Annotated in this window: 17 protein-coding genes and 1 other annotated feature; of the genes, 2 read left to right on the forward strand and 15 right to left on the reverse strand. The window is 25.8% G+C overall.

The features are described 5' to 3' along the window. Nucleotide 1: 1 nt before the first annotated feature. Genes BUA70_RS10790 through BUA70_RS10800 form a run of 3 tightly spaced genes read right to left on the reverse strand, consistent with a single transcriptional unit; the run spans nt 2 to nt 1,434 of the window. Nucleotides 2–433: a hypothetical protein gene (locus tag BUA70_RS10790; RefSeq protein ID WP_242977360.1), complete on the reverse strand. Its 432-nt coding sequence runs from the start codon at nt 431–433 to the stop codon at nt 2–4. Next, a complete protein-coding gene (locus tag BUA70_RS10795) occupies nt 426–1,181 on the reverse strand; it encodes a ParA family protein (RefSeq protein ID WP_072897225.1) in 756 nt (251 codons plus the stop codon). The genes BUA70_RS10790 and BUA70_RS10795 overlap by 8 nt, the downstream gene beginning before the upstream one ends. Next, on the reverse strand, nt 1,153–1,434 hold the full coding sequence (locus BUA70_RS10800; protein ID WP_072897227.1) for a TIGR04540 family protein: 282 nt from the start codon (nt 1,432–1,434) through the stop codon (nt 1,153–1,155). Before BUA70_RS10800 ends, BUA70_RS10795 begins: the two co-directional genes overlap by 29 nt. Nucleotides 1,435–1,763: 329 nt before the next feature. Between BUA70_RS10800 and BUA70_RS10805 the strand changes: the two genes are divergently transcribed. Next, the gene (locus BUA70_RS10805) at nt 1,764–2,156 is read left to right on the forward strand and encodes a hypothetical protein (RefSeq protein ID WP_072897229.1); all 393 of its coding nucleotides are present in this window, start codon (nt 1,764–1,766) and stop codon (nt 2,154–2,156) included. A gap of 16 nt (nt 2,157–2,172) precedes the next feature. Here BUA70_RS10805 and BUA70_RS10810 read toward each other — a convergent pair whose 3' ends face one another. Together BUA70_RS10810 and BUA70_RS10815 are read right to left on the reverse strand one after the other, a co-directional pair. Next, complete coding sequence (locus tag BUA70_RS10810) at nt 2,173–2,844, reverse strand: HAD family hydrolase (protein WP_083573522.1); 672 nt, start codon at nt 2,842–2,844, stop codon at nt 2,173–2,175. A 235-nt stretch (nt 2,845–3,079) separates the two neighbouring features. Further along, nucleotides 3,080–3,970: a Cof-type HAD-IIB family hydrolase gene (locus tag BUA70_RS10815; RefSeq protein WP_072897231.1), complete on the reverse strand. Its 891-nt coding sequence runs from the start codon at nt 3,968–3,970 to the stop codon at nt 3,080–3,082. A 206-nt stretch (nt 3,971–4,176) separates the two neighbouring features. Then, nucleotides 4,177–4,420 (forward strand) — a binding site (T-box leader). A 157-nt stretch (nt 4,421–4,577) separates the two neighbouring features. Here BUA70_RS10815 and BUA70_RS10820 point away from each other — a divergent pair. Next, nucleotides 4,578–5,090 (forward strand): tryptophan transporter, encoded by a 513-nt coding sequence (locus BUA70_RS10820; protein WP_072897233.1) that lies wholly within the window; start codon nt 4,578–4,580, stop codon nt 5,088–5,090. 276 nt (nt 5,091–5,366) lie between these two features. Here the strand turns inward: BUA70_RS10820 and BUA70_RS10825 are convergent, their stop codons facing one another. The 10 genes from BUA70_RS10825 to BUA70_RS10870 all read right to left on the reverse strand — a co-directional run bounded on the left by BUA70_RS10825 (nt 5,367) and on the right by BUA70_RS10870 (nt 14,889). Further along, nucleotides 5,367–6,113, reverse strand: a complete 747-nt coding sequence (locus BUA70_RS10825) for a copper homeostasis protein CutC (RefSeq protein ID WP_072897235.1) — start codon at nt 6,111–6,113, stop codon at nt 5,367–5,369. Then, nucleotides 6,106–7,221 carry a Sapep family Mn(2+)-dependent dipeptidase gene (locus BUA70_RS10830; protein WP_072897245.1) on the reverse strand — a complete coding sequence of 372 codons (1,116 nt, stop codon included), beginning with the start codon at nt 7,219–7,221 and terminating at the stop codon, nt 6,106–6,108. Before BUA70_RS10830 ends, BUA70_RS10825 begins: the two co-directional genes overlap by 8 nt. 8 nt (nt 7,222–7,229) lie before the next feature. After that, nucleotides 7,230–8,186, reverse strand: a complete 957-nt coding sequence (locus BUA70_RS10835) for a glycosylasparaginase (protein WP_072897237.1) — start codon at nt 8,184–8,186, stop codon at nt 7,230–7,232. 303 nt (nt 8,187–8,489) lie between these two features. Beyond that, nucleotides 8,490–9,581 (reverse strand): DUF871 domain-containing protein, encoded by a 1,092-nt coding sequence (locus tag BUA70_RS10840; RefSeq protein ID WP_072897238.1) that lies wholly within the window; start codon nt 9,579–9,581, stop codon nt 8,490–8,492. A gap of 49 nt (nt 9,582–9,630) precedes the next feature. Then, complete coding sequence (locus tag BUA70_RS10845; RefSeq protein WP_341457278.1) at nt 9,631–10,161, reverse strand: GrdB-related putative oxidoreductase; 531 nt, start codon at nt 10,159–10,161, stop codon at nt 9,631–9,633. A gap of 13 nt (nt 10,162–10,174) precedes the next feature. After that, on the reverse strand, nt 10,175–11,542 hold the full coding sequence (locus tag BUA70_RS10850; protein ID WP_072897239.1) for a PTS sugar transporter subunit IIC: 1,368 nt from the start codon (nt 11,540–11,542) through the stop codon (nt 10,175–10,177). Between the two features lie 53 nt (nt 11,543–11,595). After that, complete coding sequence (locus BUA70_RS10855) at nt 11,596–11,919, reverse strand: PTS sugar transporter subunit IIB (RefSeq protein ID WP_072897240.1); 324 nt, start codon at nt 11,917–11,919, stop codon at nt 11,596–11,598. A 60-nt stretch (nt 11,920–11,979) separates the two neighbouring features. Continuing rightward, a complete protein-coding gene (locus BUA70_RS10860; protein WP_072897241.1) occupies nt 11,980–12,303 on the reverse strand; it encodes a PTS sugar transporter subunit IIA in 324 nt (107 codons plus the stop codon). 86 nt (nt 12,304–12,389) lie between these two features. After that, entirely contained in the window at nt 12,390–12,965 is a 576-nt protein-coding gene (locus BUA70_RS10865; protein WP_072897242.1) for an RDD family protein, read from the reverse strand. Between the two features lie 10 nt (nt 12,966–12,975). After that, on the reverse strand, nt 12,976–14,889 hold the full coding sequence (locus BUA70_RS10870; RefSeq protein ID WP_083573523.1) for a BglG family transcription antiterminator: 1,914 nt from the start codon (nt 14,887–14,889) through the stop codon (nt 12,976–12,978). Between the last annotated feature and the right edge of the window lie 351 nt (nt 14,890–15,240).

Consider the following 15,240-nt stretch of genomic DNA (forward strand, 5'->3'; position numbering starts at 1 on the left):
TTTATTTCTCTATTTCAAGATTGTTTAAAGCCTCTTCTAAAATCTTTTGAACAAATTCAGATTTACCCATACCTGCCATTTTTGAAAACTTATCTATTTTTTTTATTGTTTCTGGTTTTAAATAATAAGTTATTCTTTTAGGTGCTTCTGGCTTAACAACTTTTTTTATTACTATTTTTCCAGAAACATTTTGTTCTTCTTGTTTTTCTTCTTTCACATGAAATATAGGTGATAATTCTTTTTCATTTTCTATTATTTTATCTTCAGTATTTACCTCTTGTTTTCCTTTATCCAATAAAGCTTCTGAAATATCATGAATTTCTTTTTCTTCTTCATTTTTTGATATACTTTCAGCAATCTCTCTTTTTTTCTTCATCTGCTCTTTTAGCATCTCAAAATTATAGTTTAAATCACCTTTCCCCTTATTAGCCAATGTTCTTCACCAGCCTTTCTAATACCTTAAAGAATTGATTAGATGCTTCCTCATCATATTCAAAAACTGTTTTTCCCATCTTACCAGCCTCTGTTATTTTTATTCTTCTATTTATAGGCGGTGTTACTATATCACTTTTATCACTAAAGAATTCAATTAAAAAATCTAAATTTTCTTTTGCATCTTTTGTTCTTTTATCATACATATTAGGTATTATAAGAGTTATCTTATCTGGTGATAATCTAAGATCTGATAAATATTCATAAATACTTCCACAAGCTCTTACAGAAGCGGCTTCAACTTGTACTGGCATTACTATATGATCAACATAACATAAAACTGCATCGTTTATTCTTGTTCTCTGAGGGCCACAATCTATAATTACATAATCATATCCAAGATCTTCAAGGCCTTCTAACTTTTCTTGCAAAACTAAATCTATTCTTGATTCTCTATAGAATTCAGCATTTATCTCTTCTATATGATCATTAGGAAGTAAATCTAAATTTTCTCTTGCATTAATTATACAATCTTTTATATTTATGTCAGATCTTTTATCTATAAGATCGTAAAAGGTTTTATTATAATCACTCTCATTAATTCCAAGGAAAAGACTTGAATCATTTTGACCATCTAAATCTATTAGTATAATTTTAAATCCTAATTTTGCTAAACCATGTGATAATTGAACTGCTACAGTACTTTTTCCAACTCCACCCTTATTGTTTAGTATGGCTATTTTCTTCATTTTCCTTTCCTCCCCTTTTGCTCAATATCTGTTTAAGTACATTTAATCTGGTTTTGCCTAAAATTTGCTTCGGCTTTTGTGCAATATCATCATATTTATAAAATTTATCTTTATTCGCTTCTACCACCGAAATAATTTTCTCCTCTAATTCTTCATCTAAAACCTTATTTTCAAAATAATCATCTATAAAATCACGTAAAGCATATCCTAATTCAACCTGATTTTTATAGTAAAGCCTAAGATCACTTTTCATAGGTTAGTTCATCCCCCTTTATACTTAATTTATATAAATTATTACTAATATTCATATTAAATTTATCTTTATTTTACACTTTTTTTAACTTTAACACAAACATTTATTACCTATTAAATATTAAATTTAATTATTATTTTTTCTGCTTTTACAGTAAAAGTTTCCTTTAAATTATACCAAAAAAGAATAATACTTTTATTATGTTATTTTCTTTTGATTTTTTTAATATAAATAATCTATTTTAAAATTAATTATCTATACTAAGTAATATTTTTAATAACATTACTCATATTTTATAAAGAAATAAATTTTAAGGAGGATATATTAATTTGGATGATTTAAAAAAACAAAATTTTTATAAAAATCTTTCCTACCCTTCAAAAAAATTAACAGAAACTATTATTTTAATAGATAGAAAAAAACAGAGAACCTTTTATGTAACCACTTCTTTTATGATCTTACTATTTTTATCTACAATACTTGTAATAAGTAATTTTAAATCTAATGATTTTTTAATTTTATGTATATTTATGATAATTTTATTAATTATAAGTATTATATATAGACCATTAGAAATAATTAATTCTACTTTTAAAGAAACTAAGTCTACCCTTATAAAACAAATAAATAGTAATCATTTTTGTAATTGTGAAAAGCATTGTTTATGTAGAGATAATTTTATAAAATATATGAAAGAAAAAAAGAGAATAAAGCTTTATTAAGCTTATTCTCCTTTTATTATATTTGTAATAATGTTTTTAAATCCTGTTTTTTTCTATCAAGTCTTACTGCCTTCATTCCGCATCTTATAGCACCCTCTACATTTCTTTTATTATCATCTATAAATAGACACTCTTCTGCTTTAGAATTAATTTCTTTTAATGCCTTTAAATATATTTCTTCATAAGGTTTTTCTTCTCTTACTATTGATGAAATAATAATCACATCAAAATACTTTCTTATATCTAAGTTATCAAATACTAATAAAATACTGGGCTTTGCATTAGATATTACCCCTAATTTATAATTTCTTTTTTTACACTCATCTAATACATATATTACCTCATCATAAAGTTTATAAATATTTAAATCAAATATGTTATTCATTATATCATCTATTAATTCATCATCCTCTTCACTTAGTGATTGAGCTAAAACTTTCAAATACTTATATTTATATATTTTTTCTTCTTCTAAAGTAGTTAAAGTATTTAATAACAAATGTTTTTTAGAAAACTTTTTTGCATTTTTTAGTGCTAATTCAATATTTTTATTATTATACCCTTTACTCTTAAGATAATCTTCTAACTTTTTTCTATAACCTTTATTACTAAGCTTTCGTGAAAATAAAACATTACCTGCATCAAAGAAAATAGTATTTATTTCTTTACTAATAAGTATATTATTCACAACACTATCTCCTAATAATTTATCCTATTATTAATTTATTCAAGTATGAATGAAAAGTTCTATATTATTTTTAATATAAAAAACCTCGCTAAATTTAAAATCAAACAATGTTTTTATATCCTAATTATTTTTTACTTAATACTATATAAAGCTTTATTTTCAATACAATTAATAATATTTTATAATCTAAGCTTATTTCACTATTAATTTAAAAACATTCTACTTTATAAAATATTTAACTATTTTTAGTAACTGCTATTTCTTCTAATGAATCTAATAAATTATTAATAGCTTCGGCTACTCCATGATTATTATTTTTTTCTGTTACTATATCAGCAATTTCTTTTATTTCATTCTCTGCATTTCCCATAGCAACACCTAGTCCAGCTTTTTTAAGCATTGTTATATCATTAAAATTATCTCCAAAAGCTATTGTTTCCTTAGGATTTATTTTTAAATAATCACATAAAATATCTAATGAATGGCCTTTAGTTGCATCTTTATTTATTATTTCATAATTACATTTTCCTGAAAGTGGACAAGAAACTTTATGAGAATACTTCTTCATATATTCAATAGAATCTTTAAGTTCTTTTAAATTAAAAGAAAAAACTGAACCATAAGATAATTCTATATTCCCTTCAAATATTTCATCAAAACTATCTATTTCTTTAAGAACTTCCATCTTATTAAAGATTTTTAAAACCATTTCTAAATCTTCCTTTTTTATATCATAACCTTTTTTAATAGCCTGATTATAATTTTTTTTTACTTTCTCGCGCCAATTTTTTTCAACATATAAGTATCTTTCATTAGCTAAATGAATAAAGTAAGTTTTATTTTTACAAAAGTTTACTAAGTCTTTGGCTATATTTTTATCAAAAGCTTGTCCTTTTATTATTTTTCCATCTTTATCATATACATATCCACCATTAGAACTAATTATATATGGATTAATTTTTATTGAATCTGCAATATTTTTTATATCACTATATCCTCTACCTGAAGCAATTGCCACAGAAAATCCATTATCTATAGCTCTTTTTAAAGCTCTACTATTTTCTTCGCTTACCACTTTTTCATCATTTAGAAGTGTTCCATCTAAATCTGTAACTATTAATTTCATATTTATTCCTCCAAAAATATATAATAAAAAGCTAATTTCTATACACTTTATACAATAATTTTAACGTAATTATAAAATTATGCAAATTTTTTCTCAATTAAAACTTTTAAATCATTTAAAGGTATACAAAAGAAAAAAATTTAGACTTTATTGTTTTTTCCTTCACATTTTATAATAAATACACTATAATAATATTAAGTTAATAATTTAAACCATTGATAAGGAATAGTAATTAATAGTAATAACTTCAAAGAGAATTAGGGGTGGTGAGATCCTAATAAGTTTGATATTAATGAATGGCCCTTTGAGGTATTAGATGAACTCTTTTTAAAGATAGTAGTTAAGATCGTAAGCTACACGTTACAGTAGATAGGATATATTTGTATCTGAAAAAAGAGGCATATTTTATATGCAATCTAGGTGGTACCGCGGATTATATCCGTCCTATAAATTTATAGGACGGTTTTTTTATTTGTCTTAAAATACGTATTTTAAAGCATTGATTTTATAGATTTTTTACCCATATAATAAAAATTTTAATCTTTATATGGCTTATTAAATTATGACTATTTTTAATAAAATTATGTTTTAAAAGGAGATTTTCAATATGAATACAAAAAAAATGCTATTAACATCTTTATTTTTATCCATTGGATTATTAATAAATCAAATAATGCCTCCATTATTTTTAGGAATTAAACCAGATACTACACTTATATTTCTTTTTATTATATTAATAATAAATAAAGATTATAAATCAGCTTTTTTAGCAGGAATTATCTCTGGAATATTTGCTGCTCTAACTACTACTTTTCCTTTAGGGCAAATTCCAAATATTATAGATAAATTTCTAACTGCTAATATAATGTTTCTATTTATATATATACTAAAAAATAAAATTAATAAATTCACTTGTTTCTTATTAACTACTACTTTAGGAACTTTAATTTCAGGCTCTATATTCTTGATTAGTGGAATGTTTCTAGCTGGATTTAATATACCATTTTTTATAACATTCTTCTCTATAATAGTTCCATCCTCTATTGCAAATACTATTTTAGGAATATTATTATATAGAGTATTAAAATTATCATTAAAAAAATCTAATATTATTATATAACTCTAAAAGTTTTAAATATAAATAAATGATGCTATTAAAGTAAATCATATATTCTACCTATATAGCTTAAATATTATAATTCTTTTTAATTTATAATTCTAAAAGAGCTGTTGCATTAAAAATAAGTACTACAATATATTAATTTAAAATCAAAAAAATAATATATTGTATGTAAATCCCTTACTGCAACAGCCTCTTTAATAAATATTATATATTTTCCCTATACATTATTAACCATATCTTGTTTTAACACCTTTTATATTATATTTATAATTTTTATTCTTTTACACTATTTACTAATTGTTTAACTAAATCTACATCTACAACATCATACCCATATTCATCTTTGCTATAGGCATAACTAACATTATTTTTAGTAGTTGTATAATCTTTTAACCACACCTTACATGAACTGTGTATTTGATTAACACCAGTGTCCTCCATAAGTTTTTTTGCATTTTCAGCATTCATTCCACTACCTGCTAGAATTTCAATTTGTTGTCCATATTTTTCTTGTAACTCTTTTAGTAATTCTACTCCATGAATAGCTTTTTCTTTTAATCCACTTGTAAGAACACGATCTATCCCTAAACTAATTAAAGTTTCAATAGCTTTATAAGGATTTTTAACGCAATCAAATGCCCTATGAAATACTACTTCTTTTTCTTTCCCATAAGATTTAACTATATTAATAATTTCTTTTGTTTGTGGAATATTTATATCTCCATCTTTATCTAAACATCCAAATGCAATTCCGTCTGCATTGTTTTCCATCATAAGTTTTGTATCTAACATCATTGTTTCATAATCTTCTTTGCTATAACAAAATCCAGCACCTCTAGGTCTTATCATACAAATAACCTTTAAATCTGTATTTTTCTTTGTTAAAATAAGACTTCCAACAGTAGGAGTTAATCCTCCCATATATAAAGCACTATTTAACTCTACTCTATCTGCTCTTCCCTTATAAGCTTGTACACAATCATAATAACTTCCACAACATACTTCTACTACTTTATTCATAATCTTCTCCTAATTTTATAAAACTTAATGCATAAATTTTTGTGTTTAAAATAATGTCTTTAATATTCATCCACTCATTTGGATTATGTCCTATACCCTTTTGACCTGGAAAACTTGGACCAAATGGAACTATATTAGGCATTATCTTAGCATAAGTTCCTCCTGTAGTAGTTACTGGTTCCCCATCAAGACCTGTAACCTCCTCATAAGCTTCCTTAAGTTTTTTTACTAAGAAACAATTTTTATCAAATTTTACTGGATCATAGTTATTTAATAACTCTAAATCTAAAGATTTTGGCATTTTTAATTTTATCTTTGTTATGATTTTTAATATGGTTGTAACTGCTGGATAACTTAAAGTAAAATTAAATGCACACTTATGATTTTCAGTATTTAATGCAAAGTTACGTATTTGCATTTTGCCAAACTCTTCATCACAATAATTTATACCTAAAACTTCCCCATCATCTTTGCTTTGAAGAAAGTATTTAGTTATAAATTGAAAAAATTCTCCTATATCTTTTTTATCTGCTAATATTTTTAAATTAGCTCTTCCTCTTTCACCATAAACAACAGGATACTTACAATCTGGAGTCCAACCCATAATTGGCGGCCTTTCATGCCTTAAATAATATTCAACATCTTTCATTCCTGTTTCTTCATTAGTTCCAAATATAATACGTATTGGTGTATTAAATTTAATATTACATTTTTTACACGCATATAAAGCGTATAAGCAAGTCATGATTGGTCCTTTATTATCTAGAATTCCTCTTGAATATATTTTGTCATCTTTAATAAATCCACTAAAAGGTGGCTCTCTCCATCCATCTCCTACTGGCACCACATCTAAATGCCCTATTACTCCAATATAATCCTTTCCTTCTCCTAATTCAGCATATCCTATATATCCATCTAAATTCTTTGTTTTAAATCCTAATTTATGTGCAATCTCTAGCACCTTAACTAAACAATTATTAACACCTCTTCCAAAAGGCATTCCATTTTCAGCTTCACTTTCTACACTATCAATTTTAACTACTTCTATGATGTCTTCTATAATATCTTCTTTTAATTCATCTATTTTTTGTAAAACCACATCATTCATCTTCACACTTACCTTCTTACTAATGGAGCAGTTCTTGTTTTTATATAATTATCTAACCATTCTTCACTAGCTATTTCATGAATACATTTTCCATTTATATTTTTAGTTAAATAGACTGTAGGCTCTTCATTCTCAGTCGTTATAGCAAAAGAAAAACCTTCAATATTAGTAGCAACACCCCATTGACCTTTGTTATTCATAGCAACTAAAGATATATCTCCAGCTCTTCCTCTTCTTTTTTTAAGTTCATCATTTAGTTCATTTACTGCAATTTCACAAGCCTCTTGTGGATGATGCCCATTTTTCATTAAACGAACTATTTCATAAGAAATACATCCCTTCATCAAATCTTCTCCAAGACCTGTTGCACTAGCCCCTCCAACTGTAGAATCTACATAAAATCCTGATCCTGAAATAGGTGAATCTCCAACTCTTCCTTTTCTTTTCATAAATAAACCACTAGTTGATGTTGCTGCTGTCATATTACCATTTTCATCAAGACATACCATTCCAACGGTATCATGTCCACTATAAGGTGTTATTTCTCTCTCTGTAATCTCTTTAATTCTATTATGATAATGTATTTTTGCACGTTCTGTAAGCATATTTTTACGCTCAAAACCTTCTTTGTGAGCAAACTTTTCGGCACCTTCTCCTACCAATAAATTATTTACCTTTTCCTTACTTAATCTCCTTGCTATACTAATAGGATTTGCAAAGTCTTTAATTGCAGCTACTGCCCCAATGTCAAATGTAGTTCCATCCATATATGCAGCATCTAATTCCACTTCCATTTCTTCATTTGGTAATCCTCCATATCCTACTGATTTATAATATGGAAAATCCTCCACTTCCTTTATTGCACATTCAATAGCATCTCCTGCTGATCCACCATTTTTTAATATATCTCTACCTTTAGCTATTCCTTCTACAGCCATACGCCAAGTTGCAATCATTCCATACATATTAACTTCCCCCTTTATATCTAAAATACTATAAATATTCTTGTAAAATTTGTATTTATCCTTTAGTAAATTTCATATTAAAATTTTAAATATTAAATTTTATAATAACTTAAAATATATATTTTAAGTTATTATAAAATTCATTTACCTTTTAATCATATTATTAAAAAGGACTTTTTCACTTTTTGAAAAAGTCCTTTTTAGGAAGACTTATTTTATGCCAAATCATTAATACACTTTAACTAATTGCCAATTTACTATATATAATTAATAAAATTTAGTTTTTATAAAAAATCTATATTATTATTTTTTTAGTTTAAATCCAAATTTACTCCAAGGGTCAATATAATCAATTAAAAATTCCTCTTCTTTTAAAATCTTTCCAACAACGTTTACTTTTCCACTATTTTTCATATCTTTTCTTGCAATTTGCAATTCCCCTGCATATCTTGTATATAAATCTGAATCAATTATTATATCTCCTCTTTTTATATCCACTGTATTAAAAGGCGGAAACTTTTCACCTTTATATTTAATTCTTGAATTACTAGATCTTATAACATAATCTGAACAATCACCTCTATTAAAATGAAACTCATTTAATATTATATTCTTCTGAAGTTCTGGAATTCCTTCTTCAAGTTCAATAGAAAATTCTATCATATCTTTATTAATACTACTTAATTCTTTTAATTCTTCTTCCGATGCAAAGGCATTGCCAATTATTACATCATCAATTAATCCAGTAGCAAATAAATGCTTAGCCTGAACACCAATTGACATATCTCTATGCATTTCTAACGTGCATAGTCCTTCTGATACAGGCCATGGACCAATTTTAGCACTTTTAGAATTAATAAAGGCTGCTGTGTTAATTCCAAACTGTTTAAACTGTTTACTGCACTTTATAAAGTGATCATATGAAAGTCCTGTATACTTATGTGGATAAAAATTATGACATCCATATATATTACTTAAATTAGGTTTATAAGAAATTATATTATCTATATACTTACTTCCATTACTCATATTAAGTTCAATATTTAAGTTTTGTTTATTAAAAGACATTATAGACTCTTCATTGCCTGAGAAACCTAAGTCTAATCTTATACCACTTAATCCCATATCTTTAAATAATGAAAGATTTTCTATTGTAGCACCTAACTTTTTAAAAATATTAGGTTCTAAATCGGCTATAACCTCCATATTATTTTTATTTGCTTCATCAACCATAATTTTAAATTCTTTTATAATTTCATCTACTGGCTTTCCTTCTACAGATATTAAACAAGTAAAAATTCTTTTAAATCCATACTTTGCCGCAAGATTAATATAATTTAATATATCATTCATATCACTATGTCCTGGATAAACTGAAATTCCTAATCTTCTCATTAATATTCCCTCCATTGTTCATAGATGTGGTATATAAAACTTGTATTTATTATTTAAAGCAAACTTTGTTTGTTAAATTCCTTATGTCCTCTTTATTAACTAAAAGCTTAGCTAATTGACACATATTATCTAATGCATCATTTAAACCTACTCCTCCTTTTTTAGGAGTTATTACAATATTCAGTTTGTCCTTATACTCATTAATTGTTTCTTCATTTTCAGAAGACATGGCTGCAAAAGCTGGAACATTTGTTGTTCTATTAATATCATAAGCTACTCTGGCAGCCATTTTCCCATAATCTACATAATTAAAAGCAGGTCCACAGATTACTATATCTGGTTTTACTTTGTTTACCATAGCACAAAACTTTCTAGAAACCTCATCTGGATTAGCTAAGTAAGTTCCATTACCACAATAAAGACAAGCGATTACTTTTCCGTCTATTTTTTTTAAAAATGGCTCCATCATAATTGATGGACCTAAGGGCTCCTTTTTAGCACTAAGAGGAACCATTCTATCATCTTTTGTGCCGGCTCCAGCTTGAATTTGATCATATATCATTATTATCTTAATTGACATTTTTAATCATCTCCTATAAATCATCAAAAGATAAATCATCTAAATCTAAGTCATCATCATCTTTAGAATTATTTACTTTAGCTTCATCTTCTAAATATTGTTTATCCATTATTTTAATAAATGGTGTATAAATAAATACTCCTAAAACCAATAGTCCCCCTTGAAGTAAAGCTCCTACCCAGTTAGTAGCTAAAAATCCCGAAATAATAATTGGAGTTGTCCACGGAATATTTACTCCATTACAAATAGGAACTAATCCTAATTTCATAGCAAAATATGAGACTACAATATTAATTGTTGGAACTAATATAAACGGAATTAAAATAGTTGGATTTAATACTATAGGTAATCCAAATACAATTGGTTCATTAATTCCAAATATTCCAGGAACTAAAGATAACTTTCCAAGCTCTGTAATGCGTTTTGATTTGCAGAATAATAACATAGCTATTAAAAGTGATAATGTAGAACCACATCCACCAAATGTAGCAAATAGATCTTGAAATTGTTGGCAGATTATATGACCTTGTCCAACTCCACTTTTAAAAAACTCTAGATTTTCAGCAGTTAATGTTTGAAGTATAGGATTAAATACAGCACCTACTACTGATCCTCCATTTACTCCAAAGAACCAGAATAGATGTAAGAAAATATAAGCGGTAACCATAGCTCCTAATGTATCACCTAAATTCATCAATGGTAATTGTAAGAATTTAAATATAATTGAGAATACATTAGTTCCAAAGAAACCAAAGATTAAATTAATTAAGAAAAATATAATCATTACAATTCCAGCTGGAATTAAAGCTGCAAAGGATTGTACTACTGTTGGTGGAACACCTGAAGGCATTTTAATTACCCATCCTTTACGTTCAACAAATGCATAAATATGTACAGATAGAAAAGCACAAATAATACCAACAAAAATCCCTTTTGCACCTAACCATCCAAGTGGAAGTCCAGCCCCTAAAAATACTGGAACTTTATCAGCAAGTCCTTCAATAGCAACTTTGCCACTTACGCCATAAGGCATAACTAAAAACCAAGCCATAACAGATACAGCAGCTCCAAAAATAGGATTTGTTTTCATCTGTTTTGCAAATGAATATCCTATACCTATTACAGCAAATACTGCCATAATTGAAAATGTAGCATCAGCTGGTTTTCCTAAATAAGAAGATAATGTAGATCCATTAATCTCAACAGATTCCAACCATTTAGTCCATGCAGGAATTGGAAAATTGGCAACTAATAGAAATAATGACCCTACAATTAGTAGTGGTGTTGATACTAAGAATCCATCACGCACTGCAATTAAATACTTATTTTTTCCTATAGCTTCTGCTAATGGCATTAAGACTTTTTCTAACCATTTAATCATATTACTCCCTCTTTCCTTAATAATAAGCAATTTTGATAACGTTTACTAAAAGTTTATTTTTTTGCAGATTTAATTAATTTTATAGCAGTTTTTAAAACTTTTTCTCCATTCATCATGCCATAATCACCAGAATCAATTACTGCAATAGGAATGCCATCTTTTCCAAAATCATTAACTGTCTTTTCATATAAATACTTTACTTGTGGTCCAAGCAAAATACAATCTGGATGAAGTGATTCGATAATTTCTCCTAATCTATCATGTGGGTAAGCCTTTACCTCAATTGGTAATGAATGTTCATCAGCAACTGATTGCATTTTACTTGCTAACATACTTGTAGACATACCAGCACTACAAAATAAATAAATTTTTTTCATCTTAAACTCTCCCCTCATTTAATTATTTATAAATTATTTTATAATAATAAAATTTAATTTTTATTTACTTTCTAAGGTAACTATACGTTTATAGGCATCAATTAATTCATTAGCTAAAATCTTACATGTTTCAGCCGCCATTAATTGATCCTCTGCATGTAATAATAATAGATTAGGAATACATCCTTTCCCACTTGTCTCTTGTTGAATTAATTTAGAATGTGCATTATGCCCTTCTCTAAAAAAATTTTCTCCTTCTTTTATACTTTTCTTTGCATCATTAAAATTACCATCCTTAGATTTTTGAATAGCTTCAATATAACTACTTCTAGCCATACCTGATGCTGAAATAATTTGAAAACAGATTAGTTCTAATTCTCCCATAATATCTCCTCCTAGCTGTTATATACATTATATATTTTAAAATTAGTTATTAAACTTAATCTTTCTTCCTACTCTTAGGAAATAATCTAAACTTCTTTAAGATTAGTTTTAGCAATTAATTCATGAATTGCTTTATGATCTTTTTTAAATAATACAAATACTGATGATAAAATACTTATAGGAATACCAATATACATTAGAGGAGTAACTAAATTTATATTAGTTATTATAGATAAAATTTGATGAAACAAGTTACTAGCTGATATTAACGATCCTTCTATCAAAAAAATTCCAATAACTTGTCTTAAAAATAAATCCTTAAAATCTATATCCTCTCCATTTTCCTTTACTATTTTAAAATGGCATAAATGCTTTCCTAAGGTTTGTCCCTTCCAAATTATTAAGGGAACTATAACATAATAAAAAAATGCAAATATTAATCCTAAAAGCCCAGCTAACAATGCATATTTTTCAGGATATTGAAATAAATTAACATTTAAATCTTCACTATTTGTTGTTTTCATATAAATCATAACCATTGGTAATGAAATAAACATACTTCCTATATACCAATCTAACATATATGCAATAAAACGTTTCCAAACAGGAATAATAGTATTAGAGATTGAAATTTCTTTTATATTAATTCTTTTTCTTTTCATAACTTCTCCTTTACTTTAAAACTTGATTTATAAATTCCTTATAATTTTTTACTTCTAATAAACTTGCAAATTTACTAGAATTAGAAATTACATTACTTAACCAATCAAAAAATACCCTTAAAATCCTATGATCTTCCTCTTTAACAGCAAATAAAATTACAAATCTTACATCAAAATCTCCCCATTTAATTGGATTATCTAATATTGCAATACTTAAAGAAGATTTATTTGAAATTTGTCCATTAAAACTGTGTGGAATGGCAAAACCATAGGCAAAAGATGTTGCCGACATTTTCTCTCTCTGTAATACACTACTTTTAAAATCTTTCTTTACATATCCTTTTTTATATAAGTTATCACACATTCTTGTAATAAGATCAAAAGAACTTTTTACATTAACATGTGTATAGAAAAACTCCTCCTTTACTAACTTTAATATTAGAAGTTTAAAATCTTCTCTACATCTTAATCTATCTAAATTATTTAAAGCTTGAAAAATCCTACTTTCATCTTCATAATCTACAAATAAAGAAATTTGCAATGTTAAAATATCTAAACTATGTTTTAATGGAAGTGTTGTTAAAATTAAGTCTGGTTTTAACCTTAAGATAACTGACTCTTCAAAAAAATTCATGCTTTCTATAATATCTATTCGATCTCCAAACCTGTTAAGAATTTTTTGTAAACATAAATTAGATAATGCCTGAGTATTAGGGTATATCATAATAACCTTATATTTACATGTTAAATTTGCTCTTTCGTAAGCTGCTCCTAAGTGTAGTGCAATAAAAGCAATCTCATTTTCTTTTATATTAATATGTATTTTTTCCTCTAATAATTTGCATACTCTAACTGCCATTTCAAATATTAATGGATATTTACGTTTTATCTCCTGTAAATACATATTATCAATTTCAATATTCTTAATTTGACGTTCTAATAATGACATAATATGCATTTCTAAACCTATCTTAAGATCATTATCAGAAGTAAAATCAACATTAAATATCTTTTTAATATCCAAAAGGGTCTCTTCTACTAAATCTGAAACTGAATAATTAGTTTGATCTTTCACTACGTCATTTGTATAGTTAGCACTTTTTTTGCCTAATAATAATAATGCTAATAAAACTATTTCATCTTCTACTATTTCAATTCTTATATTTTCTGCTACTTTTTTAAAAAATACTTGTGCAATTTTATATTCTATACTATTTTGTAACTCTTCTGTATTCCTATCTGTCTTAATATAGTTATGTTTTATAATACGTTCTATAGCAATTCCTATATGAATCATAAGCATAGGAAAGGCAAGTTCTCTAATATGATAATTGTATTCTTTAAATGTATCCTCTAATATGTCTTTAACTTCGATTAAATCAAAATCTTTATATAAAGAAGCTATCTTATTTAAATTTAAAAAATTCCCTTTTGTCTCACTTGTTAATAAATCTTTATATAATTTTCTTTTTTCCTCCTCTTTCCCAACTAATTTTATATAATTTTTACTTTTTATAATTTTTAAACTACTATAGGGTTCAATCATCCTTTTTATCTTTTTAATATCATTATCAATAGAGTATTCTGAAATAAATACTTTATCTTGTAAAAATATTATATTTATTTCATTTTTTTCAAATAATAATTCTTGTAAAATATAAATACATCTTTCCTCTGGAGTTTGTGGAATTATTTCAGTTAATTCAATATTTAAGCTTTTTATTTTGTCCTTATTAATTCTGTATCCATATTTTAAATTAGATTCAATTAATATATCTTCATAAAACTTATTAATTTTTACAATATCACTTCTAATAGTCCTATCTGATACCCCCATTAAATTAGCTAATTCTCTTCCTACGACCCAATCTTTGCTTTCTTGCATAACTATAATAATTTTTTCCTGTCTTTTATTTAGCACCATATCCCCTCTTTCATTATTAAAAAGTTATAAAAATAAAAGCATTTATTAATTAAATTAATGTTTTTATCCCCCATTATTTTTAAACTTTCATATATTAATAATTTAATATTTTATAAAATATTTAAATACATAAATTCTTACTTATTAAAAATGAAAGCCTATTTTTTTAATTTAATTATACATTAATATTATTTTTCTTCTCCTTAAGTAATTTCCTAATACTAGGAAAGATTAATATTTATATAAAAAAATAGACCCTTAGCTAAAAAGATTTCAAAGTCTTTAACTTTATCTAAATAACTAAGAGTCTATAAATTTCATTTAAAAAAATTTTTAATATTATTCATAGTT

The sequence above is a fragment of the Clostridium fallax genome (genome assembly GCF_900129365.1).
In the GTDB taxonomy this organism is placed as follows: Bacteria; Bacillota; Clostridia; order Clostridiales; family Clostridiaceae; genus Clostridium_AH; species Clostridium_AH fallax.